Origin of the sequence: Pseudomonas sp. NPDC089752, from assembly GCF_044748725.1 — a bacterium.
Classification (GTDB): domain Bacteria; phylum Pseudomonadota; class Gammaproteobacteria; order Pseudomonadales; family Pseudomonadaceae; genus Aquipseudomonas.
In genome coordinates this window covers 32751-53938 of record NZ_JBIVGP010000003.1, presented here as the reverse complement: position 1 = coordinate 53938, position 21188 = coordinate 32751, and the positions used below count along the sequence as shown (strand labels likewise).

General features: G+C 63.9%; 19 protein-coding genes. 6 read left to right on the top strand and 13 right to left on the bottom strand.

Annotation, left to right across the window (positions count from 1 at the left end; all coding sequences use genetic code 11):
* Positions 1–66: 66 nt before the first annotated feature.
* Positions 67–879 (bottom strand): bifunctional DNA-formamidopyrimidine glycosylase/DNA-(apurinic or apyrimidinic site) lyase, encoded by an 813-nt coding sequence (gene mutM, locus ACIPZF_RS05595; RefSeq protein WP_400796241.1) that lies wholly within the window; start codon positions 877–879, stop codon positions 67–69.
* 3 nt (positions 880–882) lie between these two features.
* Positions 883–1701 (bottom strand): HDOD domain-containing protein, encoded by an 819-nt coding sequence (locus ACIPZF_RS05590; protein ID WP_400797105.1) that lies wholly within the window; start codon positions 1699–1701, stop codon positions 883–885.
* A gap of 228 nt (positions 1702–1929) precedes the next feature.
* Between ACIPZF_RS05590 and ACIPZF_RS05585 the strand changes: the two genes are divergently transcribed.
* Positions 1930–3126 (top strand): class I SAM-dependent rRNA methyltransferase, encoded by a 1197-nt coding sequence (locus ACIPZF_RS05585; protein ID WP_400796238.1) that lies wholly within the window; start codon positions 1930–1932, stop codon positions 3124–3126.
* A gap of 124 nt (positions 3127–3250) precedes the next feature.
* Here ACIPZF_RS05585 and ACIPZF_RS05580 read toward each other — a convergent pair whose 3' ends face one another.
* A complete protein-coding gene (locus ACIPZF_RS05580) occupies positions 3251–3871 on the bottom strand; it encodes a magnesium transporter (protein WP_400796235.1) in 621 nt (206 codons plus the stop codon).
* Between the two features lie 492 nt (positions 3872–4363).
* Here ACIPZF_RS05580 and ilvD point away from each other — a divergent pair, with 492 nt between their 5' ends.
* Positions 4364–6205, top strand: a complete 1842-nt coding sequence (gene ilvD / locus ACIPZF_RS05575) for a dihydroxy-acid dehydratase (RefSeq protein WP_400796232.1) — start codon at positions 4364–4366, stop codon at positions 6203–6205.
* Positions 6206–6255: 50 nt separating this feature from the next.
* On the opposite strand, the gene ACIPZF_RS05570 is transcribed toward ilvD, so the two are convergent.
* Positions 6256–6660, bottom strand: coding sequence for a type II toxin-antitoxin system HigA family antitoxin (locus ACIPZF_RS05570; RefSeq protein WP_400796229.1), 405 nt, complete (start codon positions 6658–6660; stop codon positions 6256–6258).
* 2 nt (positions 6661–6662) lie between these two features.
* Positions 6663–6950: a type II toxin-antitoxin system HigB family toxin gene (locus ACIPZF_RS05565; protein WP_400796227.1), complete on the bottom strand. Its 288-nt coding sequence runs from the start codon at positions 6948–6950 to the stop codon at positions 6663–6665.
* Between the two features lie 217 nt (positions 6951–7167).
* Here ACIPZF_RS05565 and ACIPZF_RS05560 point away from each other — a divergent pair, with 217 nt between their 5' ends.
* Complete coding sequence (locus tag ACIPZF_RS05560; protein WP_400796224.1) at positions 7168–8559, top strand: L-cystine transporter; 1392 nt, start codon at positions 7168–7170, stop codon at positions 8557–8559.
* 34 nt (positions 8560–8593) lie between these two features.
* Here the strand turns inward: ACIPZF_RS05560 and ACIPZF_RS05555 are convergent, their stop codons facing one another.
* A complete protein-coding gene (locus tag ACIPZF_RS05555; protein ID WP_400796221.1) occupies positions 8594–9109 on the bottom strand; it encodes a dihydrofolate reductase in 516 nt (171 codons plus the stop codon).
* Positions 9110–9163: 54 nt separating this feature from the next.
* On the opposite strand from ACIPZF_RS05555, the gene ACIPZF_RS05550 reads away from it, so the two are divergent.
* Positions 9164–10555: a DUF2868 domain-containing protein gene (locus ACIPZF_RS05550; protein ID WP_400796218.1), complete on the top strand. Its 1392-nt coding sequence runs from the start codon at positions 9164–9166 to the stop codon at positions 10553–10555.
* On the top strand, positions 10548–11912 hold the full coding sequence (locus ACIPZF_RS05545) for a GTPase/DUF3482 domain-containing protein (RefSeq protein WP_400796215.1): 1365 nt from the start codon (positions 10548–10550) through the stop codon (positions 11910–11912). Before ACIPZF_RS05550 ends, ACIPZF_RS05545 begins: the two co-directional genes overlap by 8 nt.
* A 126-nt stretch (positions 11913–12038) precedes the next feature.
* Here the strand turns inward: ACIPZF_RS05545 and ACIPZF_RS05540 are convergent, their stop codons facing one another.
* The 7 genes from ACIPZF_RS05540 to ACIPZF_RS05510 form a co-directional block, all read right to left on the bottom strand.
* Positions 12039–12587 carry a phosphonate degradation HD-domain oxygenase gene (locus ACIPZF_RS05540; RefSeq protein ID WP_400796212.1) on the bottom strand — a complete coding sequence of 183 codons (549 nt, stop codon included), beginning with the start codon at positions 12585–12587 and terminating at the stop codon, positions 12039–12041.
* Positions 12588–12708: 121 nt separating this feature from the next.
* Positions 12709–13734, bottom strand: a complete 1026-nt coding sequence (locus tag ACIPZF_RS05535) for a putative 2-aminoethylphosphonate ABC transporter substrate-binding protein (RefSeq protein WP_400796210.1) — start codon at positions 13732–13734, stop codon at positions 12709–12711.
* Positions 13735–13764: 30 nt separating this feature from the next.
* Positions 13765–15480: a putative 2-aminoethylphosphonate ABC transporter permease subunit gene (locus ACIPZF_RS05530; RefSeq protein ID WP_400796207.1), complete on the bottom strand. Its 1716-nt coding sequence runs from the start codon at positions 15478–15480 to the stop codon at positions 13765–13767.
* A gap of 1 nt (position 15481) precedes the next feature.
* Positions 15482–16540 (bottom strand): putative 2-aminoethylphosphonate ABC transporter ATP-binding protein, encoded by a 1059-nt coding sequence (locus ACIPZF_RS05525; RefSeq protein ID WP_400796204.1) that lies wholly within the window; start codon positions 16538–16540, stop codon positions 15482–15484.
* Between the two features lie 325 nt (positions 16541–16865).
* Complete coding sequence (locus ACIPZF_RS05520) at positions 16866–17135, bottom strand: hypothetical protein (RefSeq protein WP_400796203.1); 270 nt, start codon at positions 17133–17135, stop codon at positions 16866–16868.
* 443 nt (positions 17136–17578) lie between these two features.
* Positions 17579–18448 carry a LysR family transcriptional regulator gene (locus ACIPZF_RS05515; RefSeq protein ID WP_400796201.1) on the bottom strand — a complete coding sequence of 290 codons (870 nt, stop codon included), beginning with the start codon at positions 18446–18448 and terminating at the stop codon, positions 17579–17581.
* 9 nt (positions 18449–18457) lie between these two features.
* On the bottom strand, positions 18458–20662 hold the full coding sequence (locus ACIPZF_RS05510; protein ID WP_400796198.1) for a heavy metal translocating P-type ATPase: 2205 nt from the start codon (positions 20660–20662) through the stop codon (positions 18458–18460).
* 82 nt (positions 20663–20744) lie between these two features.
* Here ACIPZF_RS05510 and cadR point away from each other — a divergent pair, with 82 nt between their 5' ends.
* Complete coding sequence (gene cadR, locus ACIPZF_RS05505; protein WP_400796196.1) at positions 20745–21188, top strand: cadmium resistance transcriptional regulator CadR; 444 nt, start codon at positions 20745–20747, stop codon at positions 21186–21188.

Here is a 21188-nt window from a genome sequence, read left to right as displayed (position 1 = left end):
GAGGCGCACCCCATTCCTGTGGGAGCGGGCTTGTCCCGCGAATGGGCTGCACAGCAGCCCCGGAAGTCAGCGCTGACAACGCGGGCAAAACACGCTCGCCCGCTGCCCCAGCTTCACCTCGCGCAAGGCCGTGCCACACAGCTTGCACGGCTGCCCGCCTCGCCCGTAGACGAACAATTCCTGCTGGAAGTACCCCGGCTGCCCGTCGCCGCCGATGAAATCGCGCAGGGTCGTGCCGCCCTGCTCGATGGCCGCGGCCAGCACACGTTTGATTTCGATGGCCAGCTTCAGGTAACGAGCCCGAGAAATGCCACCCGCCTCGCGGCGCGGGTCGATGCCCGCGGCGAACAACGCCTCGGTCGCGTAGATATTGCCTACCCCCACCACCACCGCGTTGTCCATGATGAACGGTTTGACCGCCATCGAGCGCCCGCGCGACAGCTGGAACAGGCGTTCACCATCGAACAGGTCGGTCAGCGGCTCAGGCCCCAGGCGCAGCAGCAGTTCGTGGTTGAGCGGGTCAAGGCTCCAGAGCATGGCGCCGAAGCGACGCGGGTCGGTGTAGCGCAGCATCAGCCCCGACTCCAGCTCGATATCGACGTGCTCATGCTTGGCGGCCGGTAGCCCGAGTTCGATCAGGCGCAGGTTGCCCGACATGCCCAAATGGCTGATCAAGGTCCCGACCTCGGCGTTGATCAGCAGGTACTTGGCGCGCCGCTCGACACTGACGATACGCTGCCCGGACAAGCGGATATCCAGGTCCTCGGGGATCGGCCAGCGCAGCCGCCGGTCACGCACCACCACGCGGCTGACGCGCTGGCCTTCCAGGTGCGGTGCGATACCGCGCCGGGTCGTTTCGACTTCGGGGAGTTCCGGCATGAATCAGTGCCCGCCCAGCTCGCGAATGTTCTGTTTGAGGTTCTCGAAGTCGTACTCCGACAAACCGATATAGTCGAGTACCAGCGGGCCGACCGCCTGCCACTCATGGTCGACGCTCTGGTTGCCCAGCACCCGGTACGACGCGCAGATGTGCTCGGCCATCTTCAGCACCGCCAGCAGGTTCTTCAGCTGGCTCTGGGCATTGCCCGACGATTCATCGCGGAACACCGCCAAGGCATTGTGGTGATTGGCGATGGCCGCACTGATGTGCTCAGGCAGGCGCCAGGACTTGGCAGTGAAGTAGCCGACCACCGAATGGTTGGTGTTGAAGGCGCGGTTCTCGGTATCGACCACGCGGGTTTCAGCATCGGCCTTGGCGTAGGCCTGTTCCAGCACCTCCATGTAATCGGGGAAGCGCTTGAGCATCAGCGGCACGCCGCAGTCGTGGAACAGCCCGAGGGTGTAAGCCTCGTCCGCAGACTGGATGCCGGTGCGCTTGGCCAGGGTCAGGCAGGTCATCGCCACGTCCTGGGCGGTGTCCCAGAAGCGGTTGAGGGTGACGATGGTTTCGTCGCTCATCTCGCCCTTGATCGACTGGGCGTTGATCAGGTTGATGATCGAACGGCTGCCCAGCAGGTTCACCGCACGCTGGATCGAGCCGATCTTGTTGGACAGGCCGAAATGCGGTGAGTTGACCAGTTTGAGCAACGCGCCGGACAGGCCCGGGTCCTGGGAAATCAGCTTGGCGATGGTTTCCAGGTCCGGGTCGGGCATGTACTGCTCGAACTGCAGGTCGACCATGATCTGCGGTTGCGGCGGAATGGTAATGCCTTGCAAGGCTTGCTGGATCTGTTCGGCGCTGAGGTCTTGGGACATGCGTGCACACTCGTTGATGACGGGGGGATTCTAACCTAATGACAGCTTGTGGGAGCGGCTTCAGCCGCGAAGCCTGCGACGCCGGTGTTCGCGGCTCAAGCCGCTCCTACGAGCCTTGCAGCGCTCCTGGGGCCAACGCGGTATACTCCCGCTCTTTTTCCCCGGAGCGACGTCATGTCCCTGCCCAGCCTTCGCCTCAAAGCCAATGCCGACCGCCGCCTGCGCGCCGGTCACCTGTGGGTCTACAGCAACGAAGTCGATGTCACCGCGACTCCGCTGCAAGGCTTTCAGGCCGGCCAACAGGCAATTCTCGAGGCCGCCAACGGCAAGCCGCTGGGCATCGTGGCGCTGAGCCCGAACAACCTGATCTGTGCGCGCCTGCTGTCGCGCGACATCAAGCTGCCGCTGGACAAGTCGCTGCTGGTGCACCGCCTCAATGTCGCCCTGTCGCTGCGCGAGCGCCTGTTCGACAAGCCATGCTATCGCCTGGTCTATGGCGATTCCGACCTGCTGCCGGGCCTTGTGGTCGACCGTTTCTTCGACATCCTCGTGGTTCAGCTGGCCTCGGCGACCATGGAACTGCACAAGGACGACGTGATCGCCGCCCTGGTGCAGGTGCTCAAGCCGAGCGGCATCCTGTTCAAGAACGACTCCGCCGCGCGTGATGCCGAAGGCTTGCAGCGCTACGTCGAGACGGCCTACGGCGAAGTGCCGGACTGGGTTGCGCTGGAAGAAAACGGCGTGAAGTTCGAAGCCCCGGTCCGCGAAGGCCAGAAGACCGGCTGGTTCTATGACCACCGCATGAACCGCGCACGCCTGGCGCCCTACGTCAAAGGCAAGCGCGTGCTCGACCTGTTCAGCTACATCGGTGGCTGGGGCGTGCAGGCCGGTGCATTCGGCGCCAGCGAAGTGTTCTGCGTGGATGCCTCGGGCTTTGCCCTGGACGGCGTCGAGCGTAACGCCACGCTCAACGGCATCAGCGAAAAACTCACCTGCATCGAAGGCGATGTGTTCGAAGCCTTGCGCGAGCTGAAAGCGGCCGAAGAACGCTTCGACGTGATCATTGCCGACCCACCCGCCTTCATCAAGCGCAAGAAGGACCTGAAAAACGGTGAAGCGGCCTACCGTCGCCTCAACGAACAGGCCATGCGCATGCTGACCAAGGACGGCATCCTGGTCAGCGCCTCGTGCTCGATGCACCTGCCCGAGGACGACCTGAACAACATTCTGCTGACCAGCGCCCGCCACCTGGACCGCAACCTGCAACTGCTGGAACGCGGCGGCCAGGGCCCAGACCACCCGGTGCACCCGGCCATCGCCGAAACCCGCTACATCAAGAGCATTACCTGCCGGTTGCTGCCTAACAGCTAATCAGGCAATACCTCAGCTTCGGCCCGGTGGGAGCGGCTTCAGCCGCGAACACCGGCGAAGCCGGTGCCATCCACCGAGTCGCTTGCTTCGCGGCTAAAGCCGCTCCCACAGGCTGTGTACAGGGTCAGATACCCAGCACGTACGAAGCGATCCCGAAGTACACCAGCACCCCGGCCGCATCGGCAATCGAAGTCACCAACGGGCCGCTGGCCGTCGCCGGGTCGAGCTTGAGCTTGGTGAACATGAAGGGCAGGCTCATGCCGATCAAGCTGCCCAGCAACACGATCACCACCATACTGGTGGCAACGATCAGCGCAACGTCCGCCCCACCGCGCAGTGCCCCCAGCGACGCCACCGCCAACGCCATGGTTGCGCCCAACGCCAGTGCCACACCGCATTCACGCCCCAGCATGCGCAACCAGTCGCGCATCACCACCTCACCCGTCGCCAGGCCTCGCACCATCAAGGTCGCCGACTGCGCCCCGGCATTGCCACCGCTGTCCACCAGCAACGGCAGGAAGAACACCAGCACGATGTGCGCGGCTATGGTTTCCTCGAACGCTGCGATCCCCGCCCCCGAGAACAGGTTGCCGAACACCAGCAGCACCAGCCACAGCACCCGCTTGCGGTACAGCAGGCTGATGGTGGCATCCCTCAGGTTGCCCACATGATTGGTGATGGATGCGCCTTTGTGAAAGTCTTCGGTGACATCCTGGGTGCTCAGGGGTGCGACTTTAGACTGCATGCATGCTGCACAGATTTGTTGCATAACGTTCTCCAGGCGCCAACGCGAGCGCCCGCAGACTTTGACTCAAGCCTTCGGAAGCCCTGGCGGCGGCGCGCTCAGTGCCAATTTGCAGGTTCTGTATGAACTGAAACTGGGAAGGTCCATTGAGGGTGTATCTCGTGAAACCGCACATGCGGCGGGCGGATCATAGTCACCCTAGGCCGGCAGGTCAGCCCTTGCAGCGGTATTTGGGAAGCGTCTTACAAAATTCCTATCGTTCGGCTAAAGCCACCGCCAGACACATCGCCATTCCCTCACCGCGCCAGCGGTGTAGAATCGGGCTATTCATCGCCAGTCATCCCCGGCGGGTTTATGAGCTCTGGTCGAGCACGCGGCGATCCCGCAGTGTCTTCGACCCCATCCGTGCCAGTGGCAACCGGCCTGCGGCGCAAAGGACAAGAGAAGCTCACTCCCCTATTTGTGACCTGATTAAGCCGCCAGGAGTGCTTCATGCCTGATTATCGTTCCAAGACTTCCACCCACGGCCGCAACATGGCCGGCGCCCGTGCCTTGTGGCGCGCCACCGGCATGAAGGACGACGATTTCAAGAAACCGATCATCGCCATCGCCAACTCGTTCACCCAGTTCGTCCCGGGCCACGTGCACCTGAAGGACCTGGGCCAGCTGGTCGCCCGCGAGATCGAACGCGCCGGTGGCGTGGCCAAAGAGTTCAACACCATTGCGGTCGACGACGGCATCGCCATGGGCCACGATGGCATGCTGTATTCCCTGCCGAGCCGCGAGATCATCGCCGACGCCGTGGAATACATGGTCAACGCCCACTGCGCCGATGCCATCGTGTGCATTTCCAACTGCGACAAGATCACCCCCGGCATGCTGATGGCCGCCCTGCGCCTTAACATCCCGGTGATCTTCGTCTCCGGCGGCCCGATGGAAGCCGGCAAGACCAAGCTCGCCAGCCACGGCCTGGACCTGGTCGACGCGATGGTCATCGCCGCCGACTCGTCGGCCTCCGACGAAAAGGTCGCCGAGTACGAGCGCAGCGCCTGCCCGACCTGCGGTTCCTGCTCCGGCATGTTCACCGCCAACTCGATGAACTGCCTGACCGAAGCGCTGGGCCTGGCCCTGCCGGGCAACGGTTCGACCCTGGCCACCCACGCCGACCGCGAGCAGCTGTTCCTCACCGCCGGCCGCACCATCGTCGAGCTGTGCAAACGCTACTACGGCGAGAACGACGAGTCGGTGCTGCCGCGCAGCATCGCCAACTTCAAGGCGTTCGAGAACGCCATGATGCTCGACATCGCCATGGGCGGCTCGACCAACACCATCCTGCACCTGCTGGCCGCTGCCCAGGAAGGCGAGGTGGCGTTCGACCTGCGTGACATCGACCGCCTGTCGCGCAAAGTGCCGCAGCTGTGCAAAGTGGCGCCGAACATCCAGAAGTACCACATGGAAGACGTGCACCGCGCCGGCGGCATCTTCAGCATCCTCGGCTCGCTGGCCCGTGGCGGCCTGCTGCATACCGACCTGCCGACCGTGCACAGCGCCAGCATGGAAGAAGCCATCGCCAAGTGGGACATCACCCAGACCGATGACGAAGCGGTGCACACCTTCTTCAAGGCCGGCCCTGCCGGTATCCCGACGCAGACGGCCTTCAGCCAGTCGACCCGCTGGGAAACCCTCGACGACGACCGTGAAAACGGCTGCATCCGCAGCTTCGAGCACGCCTACTCGCAAGAAGGCGGCCTGGCCGTGCTGTACGGCAACATCGCCCTCGATGGCTGCGTGGTGAAAACCGCCGGTGTCGATGAGTCGATCCACGTGTTCGAAGGCAACGCGAAGATCTTCGAAAGCCAGGACAGCGCCGTGCGCGGCATCCTCGCCGACGAAGTCAAAGCCGGCGACATCGTCATCATCCGTTACGAAGGCCCGAAAGGCGGCCCGGGCATGCAAGAGATGCTCTACCCGACTTCGTACCTGAAATCCAAAGGCCTGGGCAAAGCCTGCGCCCTGCTCACCGACGGCCGCTTCTCGGGCGGCACCTCGGGCCTGTCGATCGGCCACGCCTCGCCGGAGGCCGCTGCGGGCGGCGCCATTGGCCTGGTGCGCGACGGCGACAAGGTGCTGATCGACATCCCCAACCGTTCGATCAATCTGCTGGTCAGCGACGAAGAGCTGGCCGCGCGCCGGGTCGAGCAGGACCAGAAGGGCTGGAAGCCGGCCGAAGTGCGCCCACGCAAGGTGACCACCGCGCTGAAGGCCTACGCCCTGCTGGCGACCAGTGCTGACAAAGGTGCTGTGCGCAATAAGGAAATGCTGGAAGGGCTGTGAGGCCTTGACAGTGTGAATGAAAAACCGGCGCATTGAGCGCCGGTTTTTTTTCAGCCAAGGAACACCTGAGGATTGACGCCGAAGCGCTCGGCCAGCGCCCGGATCTGACGGACGTTGAGCTTTCGCTTGCCCGACAGCAGCTGAGAGACGGTTGACTGGCTACCAATCTCCGGCAGATCACGCTGACTCACCCCGTGCTCCACCATAAGAGAGCGCAGCACCTCGACACCTGAGGCTTCAGGAATCGGAAAGTGCTTTTGATCGTAGTCGCTGATCAGGTTGGCGATGACGTACACCATGCTCTCCAGCGGATGCCCTTGATCGTAACCGGTGATTTCCTGAAGTTCGTCAAGAGCCTCGACCAGAGCATCATAAGAGGCCTCATCCTTGGGCGGTGTCAGCAGGGGCGCCACGAAGGACCAGTGGTCGACGGCGCGTTGTACGAGTGCATTCATCTTCAATCCTTCCACTTGTCTTTGTCATAGTCGCCGTGGCTAAGCACATGCTTTATGTAGACCTGCTGAGTACTGTAGGACACCCCGGCAATCAGTCTGATCTTGTTACCACCGATATCGAACACATGAAAGCGACCTACCAGATCTACTGCAGGAAACAAGGCTCTCATTTGTGGGAAGTTGCCGGGAGCCTCGCGACTTATTCGCTTGAACCAGCTTTCCAGCGCTGTCGCAGACTGCGGCCATTTGGCCGAAGCCTCCACAATCCTCTTGTGGGTTACCACACGCATGCAAGCTCCTTGATTCGTTTTTGTAATATTTACAAGGCTAACGGCGATTCTCAGTGATTGCAAATCCGAATTCGAGTGCCAACCCGCCCCTTTTTATTCCTAAATCACCTAAGCAAATTCCTTTTAGATATAAATTCGTTTGTTTTCGGCCTGTTAGCATTTACGTTCGCAATCGCTCACAGAGGCGATGCCTCTTCTGCTTTTTCCTGGAGCTTCAATGAACCTGCCGCTATCTCTCAACCTGCTGGCGTTCCTGGCCTTGCTGCTGGGCCTGGCGCAAACCCGCCGTACCGACTGGAGCCTGGCCAAGAAGGTCTTGCTCGGCCTGGCACTGGGCGTAGGTTTCGGCCTGGTACTGCACACCATTTACGGTGCAGGCCACCCAGTGCTAAAAGCCACCATTGGCTGGCTAGACCTGGTCGGCAACGGCTACGTCGGCCTGCTGCAGATGATCGTCATGCCGCTGATCTTTGCCTCGATCCTCAGCGCCGTGGCACGCCTGCACAACGCCTCTTCGCTGGGTCGCATCAGCGTACTGAGCATCGGCACGTTGCTGCTGACCACCGCCATCGCCGCGCTGATCGGCATCGTCCTGACCAACCTGTTCGGTCTGAGCGCCGAAGGCCTGGTCGCCGGGGCCCAGGAAAGCGCGCGCATGCAAGTTATCCACAGCGATTACGCGGGAAAGGTCGCCGACCTCAACATCCCGCAATTGCTGCTGTCGTTCATCCCGAGCAACCCGGTGGGCGACCTGGCGCGGGCCAAGCCGACCTCGATCATCAGCGTGGTGATCTTCGCCGTGTTCGTCGGCCTGGCCGCGTTGCAGCTGATCAAGGACGATGCCGAAAAAGGCCAGCGCGCCCTGTCGGCCATCGACACCCTGCAAGCCTGGGTGATGCGCCTGGTGCGCGTGGTGATGAAGCTCACCCCCTACGGTGTGCTGGCGTTGATGACCAAGGTCGTGGCCAGCTCCAATATGGATGACATCCTCAAGCTCGGCAGCTTCGTGGTGGTGTCGTACATCGGCCTGGGCCTGATGTTCGTGGTGCACGGCATCATCCTCGCCGCCACCGGAGTCAGCCCGCTGCGTTTCTTCCGCAAGGTCTGGCCGGTGCTGACCTTCGCCTTCACCAGCCGCTCCAGCGCCGCCAGCATCCCGTTGAACATCGAAGCGCAGACCCGCCGCCTGGGCGTGCCGCAGTCGATCGCCAGCTTCAGCGCATCGTTCGGCACCACCATCGGCCAGAACGGCTGCGCCGGCCTGTACCCGGCCATGTTGGCGGTGATGGTGGCCCCGGCCGTGGGCATCGATACCTTCGACCCGCTGTGGATCGCGACCCTGGTGGCCATCGTCACACTGAGCTCGGCAGGCGTTGCCGGCGTGGGCGGTGGTGCAACCTTCGCCGCGTTGATCGTGCTGCCGGCGATGGGCCTGCCGGTGGAGCTGGTGGCGCTGCTGATTTCGGTCGAGCCACTGATCGACATGGGCCGCACCGCGCTGAACGTGAACGGTTCGATGACGGCGGGCGTGGTGACCAGTCAGCTGCTCAAAGAGACTGACAAGGATGTGCTGGCCGGCGATGAGCATGCCGAGCTGAGCCATTCCTGAAACCACTAGGGCCGCAAATGCGGCCCCAGTTTCGTCAAAGCTTGTTCCATACCTCGAAATGATACGCAGGCTTGTCCGGCTCGGCCTGCGGCTCGCTCGAAGCCAGTTGCCACTGCCCCTTGTCGAACTCAGGGAACCAGGCATCGCCCTGCGGCTCCAGCTCCACCCGGGTCAGGTACATGCGGCTGACCAGGCCCTTCTCCAGCGCTTGCGCATACAACTGCGCGCCGCCGATCAGCATCAACTCATCAACGCCCTGCTCACGCGCCCACTGTTCGGCACGCACCAGCGCCTCTTCCAACGACGCGAACACTTCGGCGCCGGCCAGCACCAGGCCCGGCTGGCGGCTGACCACGAGGTTCAGGCGCCCCGGCAGCGGCCGGCCGAGCGAATCCCAGGTCTTGCGACCCATGATGATCGGCTTGCCCAGGGTGGTGGCCTTGAAGTACTTGAAGTCCCCCGGCAGATGCCAGGGCATGGAGTTGTCGATGCCGATCACGCGGTTCTCGGCGAGTGCCGCGATCAGGCTGAGGGGGAGTGAGGTAGTCATGCCGACGAGGATAGCAAACCCGTGGTGGGTTATGCTTCTGCCCTGAACCGTGCAATGGAAGACCTTGTGACTGGACCGACTCCACTGGACAAGCGCTGGCTCACCGAAGCGATACGCCTGCGCGAAGAACACGCCGGCCCCCTGGAAGACCAGGAAGCCAACCGCCACGCCCGCCAGCAGGGCGGCGACCTGGCCGCGCGCATCGAAGCGCGCGCAATGTTCCTGGCCGAGCGCGACGGTATCACCACCGCCCTGCAACACTGGAAACAAGGCGCACGCCTGGCGCTGCTGGCGTTGTTGCTGCTGGCCGTGGTCAGCGGCGCCGGCCTGGGCTTTGCCGCCCTTGGCGATGGGCAACGCCCGGTCAACGTATTCTGGGCCCTGGGCAGCCTGCTCGGGTTGAACCTGCTGATGCTGCTGGGATGGGCCGCCGGCCTGGCCTTGAGCGGCGAACATGCCGCCAACCTCGGGCGTCTGTGGTTGTGGCTGAGCGAACGCTTCGCCCGCGACGCCAAGGCCGCGCACCTCGCACCCGCACTGCTGGTACTGCTGCAACGCCAGCGCCTGAACCGCTGGCTGCTCGGCCTGCTGGTCCACAGCCTGTGGGCGCTGGCCATGCTCAGCGCGCTGGCGTTGTTGCTGGCACTGCTCGCCACCCGGCGCTATGGCTTCGTCTGGGAGACCACGCTGCTCGCCGCCGAACCCTTCGTGCACCTGACCCAGGCCCTCGGCGCCCTGCCCTCGCTGCTCGGCTTCGCCGTACCGGACGAAAGCATGATCCGCCTCAGCGGCGACACCCTGCCCGCCCTGGACATCGCCCGCCAGGCCTGGGCCAGCTGGCTGCTCGGCGTGGTGCTGGTGTATGGCCTGCTGCCGCGCCTGCTCTTGGCGGGGCTGTGCCTGTGGCGCTGGCGCCAGGGCCGCCAACGTCTGGCCCTGGACCTCAGCCTGCCGGGCTACGCGCAACTGCGCGAAGCACTGATGCCCCGCAGCGAGCGCATCGGCGTGCAGGACGTGGCCCCTCAATCACTGCCACAATTCCAGGCCGGCCAGCTCGAAAGCGGTAGCAGCGGCGCCTTGCTGGTCGGGCTGGAACTGGACGACCAGCGCCCGTGGCCGCCTGCCCTGAGCAAGGGTGTGACCGACGCCGGTGTGCTCGACAGCCGCGAGTCGCGCAACCGCCTGCTTGAGCAGCTCAGCCGCTTCCCGCCGGCACGCTTGGCCATCGCCTGCGACCCCCGCCGTTCGCCGGACCGTGGCAGCCTCGCGCTGCTCGCCGAGCTGGCGCGCAATGCCGGGGCCACACGGATCTGGCTGCTGCAGGCAGCCCCCGGTCAGGCCCTGGACGCCGAGCGCCTGGGCGACTGGCATGAAGCCCTCGACCGCCTCGGCCTGCCCCACGCCGACACCTCACCGCTGACCTGGCTGGAGCATGGCCATGACTGAGCCGCTGAAACTGGCCGTGGTCGGCCACACCAACGTCGGCAAGACCTCGCTGCTGCGCACCCTCACACGGGATGTCGGCTTCGGCGAAGTATCCCATCGCCCGAGTACCACCCGCCACGTGGAAGGCGCGCGGCTGTCGGTGGACGGGGAAGCGCTGCTGGAGCTCTACGACACCCCCGGCCTGGAAGATGCGATCGCCCTGCTCGATTATCTGGAGCGTCTGGAGCGTCCGGGCGAGCGCCTCGACGGCCCGGCGCGCCTGGAGCGCTTTCTGCAGGGCAGCGAGGCGCGCCAGCGCTTCGAGCAGGAGGCCAAGGTGCTGCGCCAGTTGCTGGCCAGCAATGCCGGCCTGTATGTGATCGACGCCCGTGAACCGGTGCTGGCCAAGTACCGGGACGAACTTGAAGTGCTGGCCAGCTGTGGCAAACCCCTGCTGCCGGTGCTCAACTTCGTCGCCAGCAGCCAGCACCGCGAGCCGGAATGGCGCGACGCCCTGGCCCGCCTGGGCCTGCATGCGCTGGTGCGGTTCGACAGCGTGGCGCCCCCGGAAGACGGCGAGCGCCGATTGTACGAAAGCCTGGCTTTGCTACTGGAAGACGCCCGCCCGGCGCTGCAACGGTTGATCGACGACCAGCAGGCGCAGCGCCGGGCTCGCCAGCTCAGCGGCAAGCGCTTGATTGCCGAACTGCTGCTCGATTGCGCCGCTTGCAGGCGCAGCGTTGAAGCCGAACCTGCGGCAGAGGCCAAGGCCATCGAGGCGCTGCGTCAGGATGTGCGCCAGCGTGAGCAGCGCTGTGTCGAAGCGTTGCTCAAGCTCTATGCGTTTCGTCGTGAGGATGCCAATGCCGGGGACTTGCCGTTGCTGGATGGGCGCTGGGGCGATGACTTGTTCAATCCCGAGACGTTGAAGTTGCTCGGCGTGCGCCTGGGCAGCGGCGTGGCGGCGGGTGCGGCAGCGGGCGCAGGTGTCGACTTGCTGGTCGGTGGCCTGACCCTCGGCGCTGCCGCCCTGGCCGGCGCCATTGCCGGGGGGGCGCTTCAGACCGCGCGCAACTATGGCTCACGGTTGATGGGCAAGTTGAAGGGCCAGCGCGAGCTGACCGTGGACGACACTGTGCTGCGCTTGCTCGCCCTACGTCAGCAGCAGTTGATGGCGGCGCTGGATAGCCGCGGGCATGCGGCGCAGAACAGCATTCACCTGGGAGAACTGGATGAAAAGGCCTGGCGCGACGGTAAGCTGCCCGAGGCCTTGAACAAGGCGCGGGCGCATCCGCAGTGGTCGACGCTAAACCCTGGGGCGCGGGTGAATCAAGCTGAGCGGCAGGAGCAGTTGGAGGCGCTGGTGCTGCAGATTTGAGGGTGTCTATTCGGGCCTCTTCGCGGGCAAGCCCGCTCCCACAGGAACCCCGCTGAACCTGAGTACGGCGGAGATTCTGTGGGAGCGGGCTTGCCCGCGAAGAGGCCGGTAAAAGCGATCAACCATTCAGAGCAGTGCCAACGCCTTCCCTTTCAACACCGCCATATCAATCACCGGCACCCCCACCTCCTTGGCCTGCTCATCCCACTCCCGCATGCGCAAGCTCACGCTGAACAGCGGGTCGCCCTCGAAAGCATCCGCTTGCGCTTCAGTCATCACGCCCCCCTGATATTCCAACGTGCGCCGGCTGGCCTCGCTCAACCGTTCGTAATACCCCGGCTGGCGCAACGTCAGGTAGCGCTTGGCCTCGACGTGATACTCCACCAGCCGCGCCATGCGCTCGCCAAAGCCGCAGCGTCGCAGGTATTCAGCCCCGATACGCTCGTGGCTGACCACACCGTAACCACCCATGTCACCGTCACCGCCACACAGGTGGCCGATATCGTGAAAGAACGCGGCCAGCACCACTTCGTCGTCGAAGCCTTCGGCCATGGCCAGTTGCGCGGCCTGGGACATGTGCTCCAACTGGGTGATGGCTTCGCCGATGTAGTCGTCACTGCCGTGCTGCTGGTAGAGGGCGAAGACGTTGTCGATGGTCTGCTTGGGGTTGAGCATCGGTTTTCTTCTCGGTGTGGGATTTGACCTGTGGGAGCGGCTTTAGCCGCGAAGCGAACAACGCGGTGGATGGCACCGGCTTCGCCGGTGTTCGCGGCTGAAGCCGCTCCCACTTGTTCATTTACTGCTGCGCCACCTTCTCCGACTTGCCGTCATAGCGCTTGCGCCACTCGGCCAGGATCTGGTCGCGGTTCTTCGAGGCCCAGGCAAAGTCGTTCTTGATCAGGCGCTGTTCATAGTCAGCCGGCAGTTCGGTCTGGGGTTTGGCAATCCCGGGGGCGGCGAGCACGGCGAAGTTTTCCTTGTACAGCTCCATCGCCGCCGGGCTGGCCGAGAAGTCGGCCAGGCGTTTGGCGGCGTCAGCCTTGGGCGAGCCTTTGATCAGTGCGGTCGCCTCGATCTCCCAGCCTAGCCCTTCTTTCGGCAAGACGATGTCCAATGGCGCGCCCTGACGCTTGAGCTGCACGGCAGGGTATTCGAACGAAATGCCGATCGGGAACTCACCCGCCGCCGCCAGCTTGCACGGCTTGGAGCCGGAATGAACGTACTGGCCGATGTTCTGGTGCAGGGCATCCATATAGGCCCAGCCCTGTGGCTCGCCAAAGGTCTGCAGCCAGGCGGACACATCAAGGAAGCCAGTACCGGACGACGCCGGGTTGGGCATGACGATCTTGCCTTTGTATTCCGGCTTGGTCAGGTCCTGCCAGCTGATCGGCTTGCTCAGGCCCTGCTTCTCGGCTTCGATGGTGTTGAAGCAGATGGTCGCGGCCCACACGTCCATGCCGACCCAGGCTGGCGGGTTGGCGGCATCGCGGTAGTTGGCGGAGATCTTGCCCAGGTCCTTCGGCGCATAGGCTTCGAGCATGCCGTTCTGGTCGAGAATGGCCAGGCTGGACGCCGCCAGGCCCCACACTGCATCGGCTTGCGGGCGGTCTTTTTCGGCCAGCAGCTTGGCGGTGATGATACCGGTGGAGTCCCGCACCCACTTGATCTCGATGTCCGGGTTGGCCTTTTCGAAGGCCTGTTTGTAAGCCTTGAGCTGCTCTGCTTCCAGGGCGGTGTAGACGGTCAGCTGCGTGCTGGCGGCCGAGGCCTGCAGGCTGAATACGGCGGATACGGCAGCGGCAAGTGCAAGGGGCTTGAACATGATGCGGTTCCTATCAGAGTGGGCAGTCGGTCAATGGCTTGGCGCGCGCTGGCGCCAGGCCTGGGAGCGGCGCAGCAGGCCGCGGGAAGCACCGGCCAGCAGCAGCGATGCAGCGGCGCTGGTCAGCAGAATCAAGGTCGACATGGCGGCAGCGCCGCCGACGTTGCCGGCATCGTCCATGTTCAGCACGGCGACGGCGGCGAGGATGGTGTCGGGGCTGTAGAGGAAGATCGCCGCCGAAACGGTGGTCATCGCCGAGACGAACAGGTAGCGGATGATGTCCAGCAGTGCAGGCAGGCAGATCGGCACAGTGACCCGCACGAAGTGCTTGTACAGCGGTGCCTTGAGCGACAGCGCGGCAGCCTCGAACTCGCCATCGAGCTGGCGCAGCGCGGTGGTGGCGGTCATCTGCGCGGTGGTCAGGTAGTGGGCGATGGTGCACACCACCAGCAGCCCCATGCCACCATAGAACACATGCAGTGGGTTGCCGTTGAGGTTGAAGAAGAAGACGTAACCCAGGCCCAGCACCAGCCCAGGCACCGCCATGGGGATGAAGCTGAGCAGGCGCAGTGCCTGGTTGAGCAGGCGCTGGCCAGAGGTTTTCTCCATCAGGTAGGCACCGGCGAAGATCACGATGCTGCCGATCAGCGCGGTGCCGAGGGCCATGGTCACGCTGTTGCGGTAGGCCAACCAGCCCCCACCGGCGGTGTCCTCGAACATGTAGTGCTTGAACGACAGGGTCATGTTGTAGGGCCAGAAGGTCACCAGCGACGAGTACACCGCCATGCCGATCACTCCCACCAGCGCCACGCACACCAGCAGTACGATGGCCAGGTAGCAGGCATCGCGGCCACGTGACGGCTTGGGCTCGAACACCTGGGCGCGGCCGCTCATGGATTCGCCCTGACGGCGGCGCAGCCAGGCGTCGACCGCGAAGCTGAGCAACGCCGGCACCAGCAGCACCATGCCGATCAGCGCGCCCCGGCCGAATTGCTGCTGGCCGACGACCGCCTTGTAGGCTTCCAACGCCAGCACCTGATAGTCACCGCCGACGACTACTGGCACGCCGAAATCGGTGATGGTCAGGGTGAACACCAGGCAGAACGCCGCGAATACCGCCTGACGCGTGGCCGGCCAGGTGATACTGCGAAACGCCCGCCATGGCCCGGCGCCCATGCTGGAGGCGGCGTCGAACAGCCGCGCATCGGCCAGCGACAAGGCCGACAGCAGGATCATCAGCGCGTGCGGGAAGGTGTAGATGGCCTCGCCCAGGACAATGCCCCAGAAGCCATAGATGTTGTCGCTGAGCAGCCCGCGCAGCAGGCCCTGATTGCCGAACAGATACACCAGGGCAATGGCGGGCAGCATCGACGGCGCCAGCAACGGCAGCAGCGAGATGCCCCGCCACAGGCCCTTGGCCGGGATCAGCGTGCGTTGCAGGGCATAGGCGAACAGGTAGGCCAGCGGGATCACGATCGCGGCAACGGTGAAGGCCACCGACAAGCTGTTGCCGAGCAGCCAGTGGAAATTCTCGCTGGCGAAAAGCTCACGAGCGGCAATCAGGCCACCACCCTGGCCAGCATCGCCACTGAAGCCACGCCAGAAGATCGCCAGCAATGGCATCAGCACCGCCAGCAGCAGCAGGATCAGCAGCAGGCTCTTGCCACCGACGACGAACAGGCGGTCACCCAAGGCGACATCGCCTCGCTTGGCCTGGGTGAGCGGCAGGGACATTGACGCGGCCATCTCAGGCAAACACCTGCAGGCTCTGCGGCGGCAATGCCACCCAGATATCCTGCGACCCCAGGCGCGGCATGGCTTCGGGCGCCAGCTCGGCGAGCAGGGCGTGGCCCGGCAAGGCCATGAGCTCGAAGCTCATGCGGCAGCGGTTGCCGAGGAAGGTGATCTCGCGGACCTTGGCCGGGAACAGGTTTTCCTCATGCACCACCGGGTTGACGGTGATTGCCTCCGGGCGGCAGAACAGGCGGCCACTGCTGGCACGCGGCGAGCCGGATGCCAGGCGCATGTTCATGCCGCCGACCTGGGCGTGGCTGTCGCCAGTGCGCTGGAACGGCAGCCAGTTGCCCTGGCCGACGAATTCGGCGACGAACGGCGTGGCGGGCTGGTCGTAGATTTCCTGCGGCGTGGCGTACTGCTCGACCTGGCCGTTGTTCATCACGGCGATGCGGTCGGCCATGAGCATGGCCTCGTCCTGGTTGTGGGTAACCATCAGCGTGGTAATGCCCAGTTGGCGTTGCAACTGACGCAGCTCGGTGCACAGGTGCTCACGTACTCGCGCATCCAGTGCCGACATCGGCTCATCCAGCAACAATAACGAAGGCGACGGGGCCAGCGCACGGGCCAGGGCCACGCGCTGCTGCTGGCCGCCGGAGAGCTGGCCGGGGTATTTCTTTTCACTGCCGGTCAAGCCGACCAGTTCAAGCATCTCGCCCACACGCTGGCGGCTTGCTTCCCGGCCGCTGCCGGTCAGACCGTAGGCGATGTTGGCTTCGACGGTGAGGTTGGGGAACAGCGCGTAGGACTGGAACAGGATGCCATAATCACGCGCCTGTGGCGGCAGCTCGGAGATGTTGCGCTCGCCGATGAACAGCTCACCACGGTCCTGCCGCTCAAGGCCGGCGATGCAGCGCAGCAAGGTGGTCTTGCCGCAGCCCGAAGGGCCGAGCAGGCAGACCAGTTCGCCCGCGGCGATGTCCAGGGAGACATCGTTCAGCGCCGTGAAAGCGCCGAAACGCTTGTGGATACCGCGCACTTTCATCTGTGCGCCAGGGGTGGCGTGGTTCATGGCAAGGCCTCATCGAGCAGATGGGGCCATGCTAGGAAGGCTGTGCGAAGGTTCTGTGGCGTTTAGGCAAAAGCGGGTGATAGTGGTATAGGCAGATTTGGTAGTGGCCATGCTGACCCTGTAGGAGCGGCTCAGCCGCGACCACCGGCAAAGCCGGTGCCATTCACCGCGTCGTTTGTTTCGCGGCTGAAGCCGCTCCCACAGGGTGGTGTGCGATCAATGCAATCTGTTCTTGGCCATCTCGATATCATTCATCAACGCTTTGGCCAAAGCACTCAAGTCGGCACCGATGGTTGCAACGGGTTGGGTTTGGTCCGTCATGTCTTCATCCCTCTGCCTTTTGGCCATAGAGCCGATCATGAACATGCTCCACCAGTGAATGCGCGATCTCGGTGGCATGCATGGCATTGCTCAGCATGCTCAGGCCGTGTTCGCCTGCGCGGGCGCGGCAGTGTTCGTCGATGGTTTCGATGACGCCACGCAGTAGCTCGCTGACGTGAGCCAGGGCGTCGGATGGGTTCATGTCGGATTGATGGGTGAAGAAGGGGGTAGTGATGGGTTTGCGGTGAGGTGGGTCGGGGACGATTTTCTTCATGGCAAATATCCTCTGTTCGGCTCAAGGAAACTGCCACCTGGATCTTTCTCACGGATTGAAGGCGGCAGCCGTGCACGGGGTGAGAAACCGAGGAACAAAGGCAAAACTCGGCCAGGACAAAGCCTGCCCGCGCACGGCCGCCATAACGACGATGCCTTGTATCAGTCGGGTTCTCACACCCGGTCGCCGAAGCGACCCGAAAACGGTATCCCTGGGGCATTTCCCCGACAACAGCGACACTTCAGCAGCGCGCGTAGGATAATTCCCAAGCATGCTGATCTTGAAGTATTTGGTTTCAAGTTCAGAAATGTCTTACGGCTGCCGGCCCCTTCGCGGGACAAGCCCGCTCCCACAGATAGCCCACTGTAGCTGAGGGCGGTGGGGTATCTGTGGGAGCGGCGGTGCGGCGATCCGACTTGCCCCGCGAAGAAGCCACTGCAAATCTAGAACTGCGACCCCACCACCTCTTGCGCCACCCCGAGAAAGGCCGCCGGCAACCTGGCCTGGCGCCGCTCCTTGAGGCAGTAAAGATACTCATGCATGACCGGCGCATTCTCCAGCGTCAGCACTCGCAACTCGGGTTTGTGCGGCACTTCATGCCGGGCAATTACACTGATGCCGATATTGCGCAGCACCGCCTCGCGGATCGACTCGCGGCTGCCGATCTCCAGCAATGCCCCAGCCTTCACCCCGGCATCCTGCATCATCTGCTCGGTGAGCTTGCGGGTGGTAGAACCCGGCTCGCGCATCAGCAGACAATGCCCTGCCACGGCGTCGATCGAGACCGCCTGGCGCTGTGCCAGCGGGTGATTACGGTGCACCGCCACCACCAGCGGGTCGGTGCCCAATACGCGGCGTATCAGGCGGGCGTCCTCCAGCAGCTGTGACGAGGCGGCGATATCGACGCGGTAGTCTTCGAGCATCTCCAGCACCTGCTGCGAGTTGCCGATCTCGACCGCCACTTCCACCTGCGGCAGGCGTTCGCGGAAAATCTTGATCAAGTCGAGAATGTAGTACGGCGCGGTGGCGGCAATGCGCAGGCTGCCCTGCTGCTGGCCGCTGTTGCGCAGTTCGAACTCGATGTCGGCCTCCTGCTGCAGCAACGCCTTGACCATCGGCAGCAGGCGCACGCCCTCCTCGCTCAGCACCAGCCGCCGGCCGCCACGGTAGAACAGCTCCACCGCGTACTGGCTCTCCAGGTTACGAATCTGCGTGGTCACCGTTGGTTGGCTGAGCCCGAGCTTCTTCGCCGCCAGGGTGATGCTGCCCAGGCGGGCCACCATGTAGAAGGCTTTGAGCTCGGCACTCAGCATTGCAGGACCTCATTTGCGCAACAGGCGCAGACCGTTGAACACCACCAGCAGGCTGACGCCCATGTCGGCGAACACTGCCATCCACAAGGTGGCCATGCCGGCAAAGGTGATCGCCAAAAATATTGCCTTGATGCCCAACGCCAGAACAATGTTCTGCGTCAGGATCGCCGCACTTTGGCGCGACAGCCTGACGAACGCCGGGATTTTGCGCAAGTCGTCATCCATCAGCGCCACGTCGGCGGTCTCGATGGCGGTGTCGGTACCGGCAGCGGCCATGGCGAAGCCGATCTCGGCGCGGGCCAGGGCCGGGGCATCGTTGATGCCGTCACCAACCATGCCCACCCGGTGCCCCTGAGCGTACAACTGCTCGATGCTGGCCAGCTTGTCGGCTGGCAACAGGTTGCCTTCGGCGCGGTCGATGCCGACTTGGGCAGCGATGGCCTGGGCGGTATGCGGATTGTCGCCGGTGAGCATGACGGTCTTGATACCCAGTGCATGCAGTTCGGCGATGGCCTGGCGGCTGCTGTCCTTGACCGTGTCGGCCACGGCGAACAGCGCCAACGGGCCAGAGCGGTCGAGCAGCAGCACAACCGTTTTGCCCTCTCGCTCCAGCGCGTCCAGTTGCGCTTCAAGTTGCGGCGAGCACAGGCCCAATTCTTCGACCAGGCGATGGTTGCCCAGGTGGAAGGTTTGGCCATCGATGTCGCCGCGAACACCGCGCCCAGCAATGGCGGCGAATTGGCTGACGTCACTCAACGGGAGGTTTTGTGCCTTGGCGAACTGGGCAATGGCACCGGATACCGGGTGGTCGGAGCGCGCCGCCAGGCTGGCAGCCAGGGCTTGAGCACGACCTTCGAACAACGGGTCGAGCACCATGACATCGGTCTGCACCGGCTTGCCGTGGGTAATCGTGCCGGTCTTGTCCAGCGCGAGGACATCGAGCTTGCGGCCGCCCTCCAGGTAGACGCCACCTTTGATCAGGATGCCTTTGCGCGCTGCGGCGGCCAGGCCACTGACGATGGTCACAGGAGTGGAGATCACCAGTGCGCAGGGGCACGCTACTACCAACAGCACCAAGGCGCGGTAGACCCAGTCGAACCACGCACCGGCCATGAACAGCGGCGGGATGATCGCCACGGCCAGGGCCAGGGCGAACACCACAGGGGTGTAGACCCGCGAGAAGGTGTCGACGAAACGCTGAGTAGGCGCACGGGCGCCCTGCGCCTCTTCGACGGCCTTGATGATGCGTGCCAGGGTGGATTGGCCGGCAGCTGCCGTGACGCGGTATTCAAGTGCCCCGGCCTGGTTTATGGTGCCGGCGAACAGTTTGTCGCCTGCAGCTTTCTCGACAGGCAGGCTTTCCCCGGTGATCGGCGCCTGATCGACGCTGGATTGCCCGCTTGTCACTTCGCCATCCAGGCCAATCCGCTCACCGGGGCGCACCCGTACATGAGCGCCAATCGCCACGTCGCGCACCTCGACCTCGCGCCACTGGCCATCGGCCTGGCGCACCGTGGCCATGTCCGGCGTGAGTTGCATCAGGCCGCTGATGGCATTGCGGGCACGGTCCAGGGAACGCGCTTCGATCAGCTCGGCAATGGTAAACAGCACCATGACCATTGCCGCTTCCGGCCACTGGCCGATCAGCACCGCGCCGGTCACCGCGATGCTCATCAGGGCGTTGATGTTCAGGTTGCGGTTCTTCAGGGCAATCCAGCCCTTCTTGTAGGTGCCCAGGCCACAACCCAAAATTGCCGCCAGCGCCAGTAGCGCCACCACCCACTCGGGCGCCAGCGCGCTGAAATGGACGATTTCGGCAGCGATCGCCGCAACGCCTGACAGCGCCAGCGGCCACCACCGGGTCTTGGTGGCCTGCAGCGCTGCGACGTCACCTTCATCGGCCAGAGGCTCGGCCTTCATGCCCAGGCTTTCAATGGCTTTTTCGATCTCGACAGTGCCGGCCAGGGTATGACGCACGCCGAGCACGCGATTGATCAGGTTGAACTCCAACTGCTCGATACCGGCCAGCTTGCCTAGCTTGTCCTGGATCAGCGTCTGCTCGGTGGGGCAATTCATGGCCTGGATGCGGAAGCGGCTGAGGCGGGCATTGTCACTGGCTTTTTCGCTCAATTGCACGAGGCCCGGCGCGGCAGCGGCGCCGCAGCAGCTGTGGCCGTGGGCATGAGGGTGTTCGTGGCTGACAGGCTGGTTCATGGGGTCGTCCTTAAAGTGGCCTGTTGCCAAGTGAACACCCTGTAGCCACTATAGGGTCAAGCCACTTGCTGGAGATTTCGCCATGAAGATTGGAGAGCTGGCCAAGGCCACCGACTGCGCCGTGGAAACCATCCGCTATTACGAGCGTGAGCAGCTGCTGCCAGAGCCCGCGCGCACCGACGGCAATTACCGGCTATACACCCAGGCCCATGTCGAGCGACTGACGTTCATCCGCAACTGCCGCACCCTGGACATGACCCTCGACGAAATCCGCAGCCTGCTGCGCCTGCGGGACAGCCCTGATGGGTCGTGCGGCAGCGTCAATGCGTTGATCGACGAGCATATCGAGCATGTACAGGCGCGGATCGATGGGCTGGTGGCGTTGCAGGCGCAGCTGGTGGAGCTGCGACAGCGTTGCAATGCACAAGGGGCCGAATGTGCGATATTGCAGCAATTGGAGGTGAACGGGGCGGTATCGTTACCTGAAACCGAGCCCTCTCACGTAGCCCGCAGCCACGGGCATTAG

Bases quoted from the DNA above. Each gene is read 5' to 3' on its own strand.
- mutM (WP_400796241.1), bottom strand. From the start codon at position 879: ATGCCGGAACTCCCCGAAGTCGAAACGACCCGGCGCGGTATCGCACCG.
- ACIPZF_RS05585 (WP_400796238.1), top strand. From the start codon at position 1,930: ATGTCCCTGCCCAGCCTTCGCCTCAAAGCCAATGCCGACCGCCGCCTG.
- ACIPZF_RS05580 (WP_400796235.1), bottom strand. From the start codon at position 3,871: ATGCAGTCTAAAGTCGCACCCCTGAGCACCCAGGATGTCACCGAAGAC.
- ilvD (WP_400796232.1), top strand. From the start codon at position 4,364: ATGCCTGATTATCGTTCCAAGACTTCCACCCACGGCCGCAACATGGCC.
- ACIPZF_RS05570 (WP_400796229.1), bottom strand. From the start codon at position 6,660: ATGAATGCACTCGTACAACGCGCCGTCGACCACTGGTCCTTCGTGGCG.
- ACIPZF_RS05565 (WP_400796227.1), bottom strand. From the start codon at position 6,950: ATGCGTGTGGTAACCCACAAGAGGATTGTGGAGGCTTCGGCCAAATGG.
- ACIPZF_RS05560 (WP_400796224.1), top strand. From the start codon at position 7,168: ATGAACCTGCCGCTATCTCTCAACCTGCTGGCGTTCCTGGCCTTGCTG.
- ACIPZF_RS05555 (WP_400796221.1), bottom strand. From the start codon at position 9,109: ATGACTACCTCACTCCCCCTCAGCCTGATCGCGGCACTCGCCGAGAAC.
- ACIPZF_RS05550 (WP_400796218.1), top strand. From the start codon at position 9,164: ATGGAAGACCTTGTGACTGGACCGACTCCACTGGACAAGCGCTGGCTC.
- ACIPZF_RS05545 (WP_400796215.1), top strand. From the start codon at position 10,548: ATGACTGAGCCGCTGAAACTGGCCGTGGTCGGCCACACCAACGTCGGC.
- ACIPZF_RS05540 (WP_400796212.1), bottom strand. From the start codon at position 12,587: ATGCTCAACCCCAAGCAGACCATCGACAACGTCTTCGCCCTCTACCAG.
- ACIPZF_RS05535 (WP_400796210.1), bottom strand. From the start codon at position 13,734: ATGTTCAAGCCCCTTGCACTTGCCGCTGCCGTATCCGCCGTATTCAGC.
- ACIPZF_RS05530 (WP_400796207.1), bottom strand. From the start codon at position 15,480: ATGGCCGCGTCAATGTCCCTGCCGCTCACCCAGGCCAAGCGAGGCGAT.
- ACIPZF_RS05525 (WP_400796204.1), bottom strand. From the start codon at position 16,540: ATGAACCACGCCACCCCTGGCGCACAGATGAAAGTGCGCGGTATCCAC.
- ACIPZF_RS05520 (WP_400796203.1), bottom strand. From the start codon at position 17,135: ATGAAGAAAATCGTCCCCGACCCACCTCACCGCAAACCCATCACTACC.
- ACIPZF_RS05515 (WP_400796201.1), bottom strand. From the start codon at position 18,448: ATGCTGAGTGCCGAGCTCAAAGCCTTCTACATGGTGGCCCGCCTGGGC.
- ACIPZF_RS05510 (WP_400796198.1), bottom strand. From the start codon at position 20,662: ATGAACCAGCCTGTCAGCCACGAACACCCTCATGCCCACGGCCACAGC.
- cadR (WP_400796196.1), top strand. From the start codon at position 20,745: ATGAAGATTGGAGAGCTGGCCAAGGCCACCGACTGCGCCGTGGAAACC.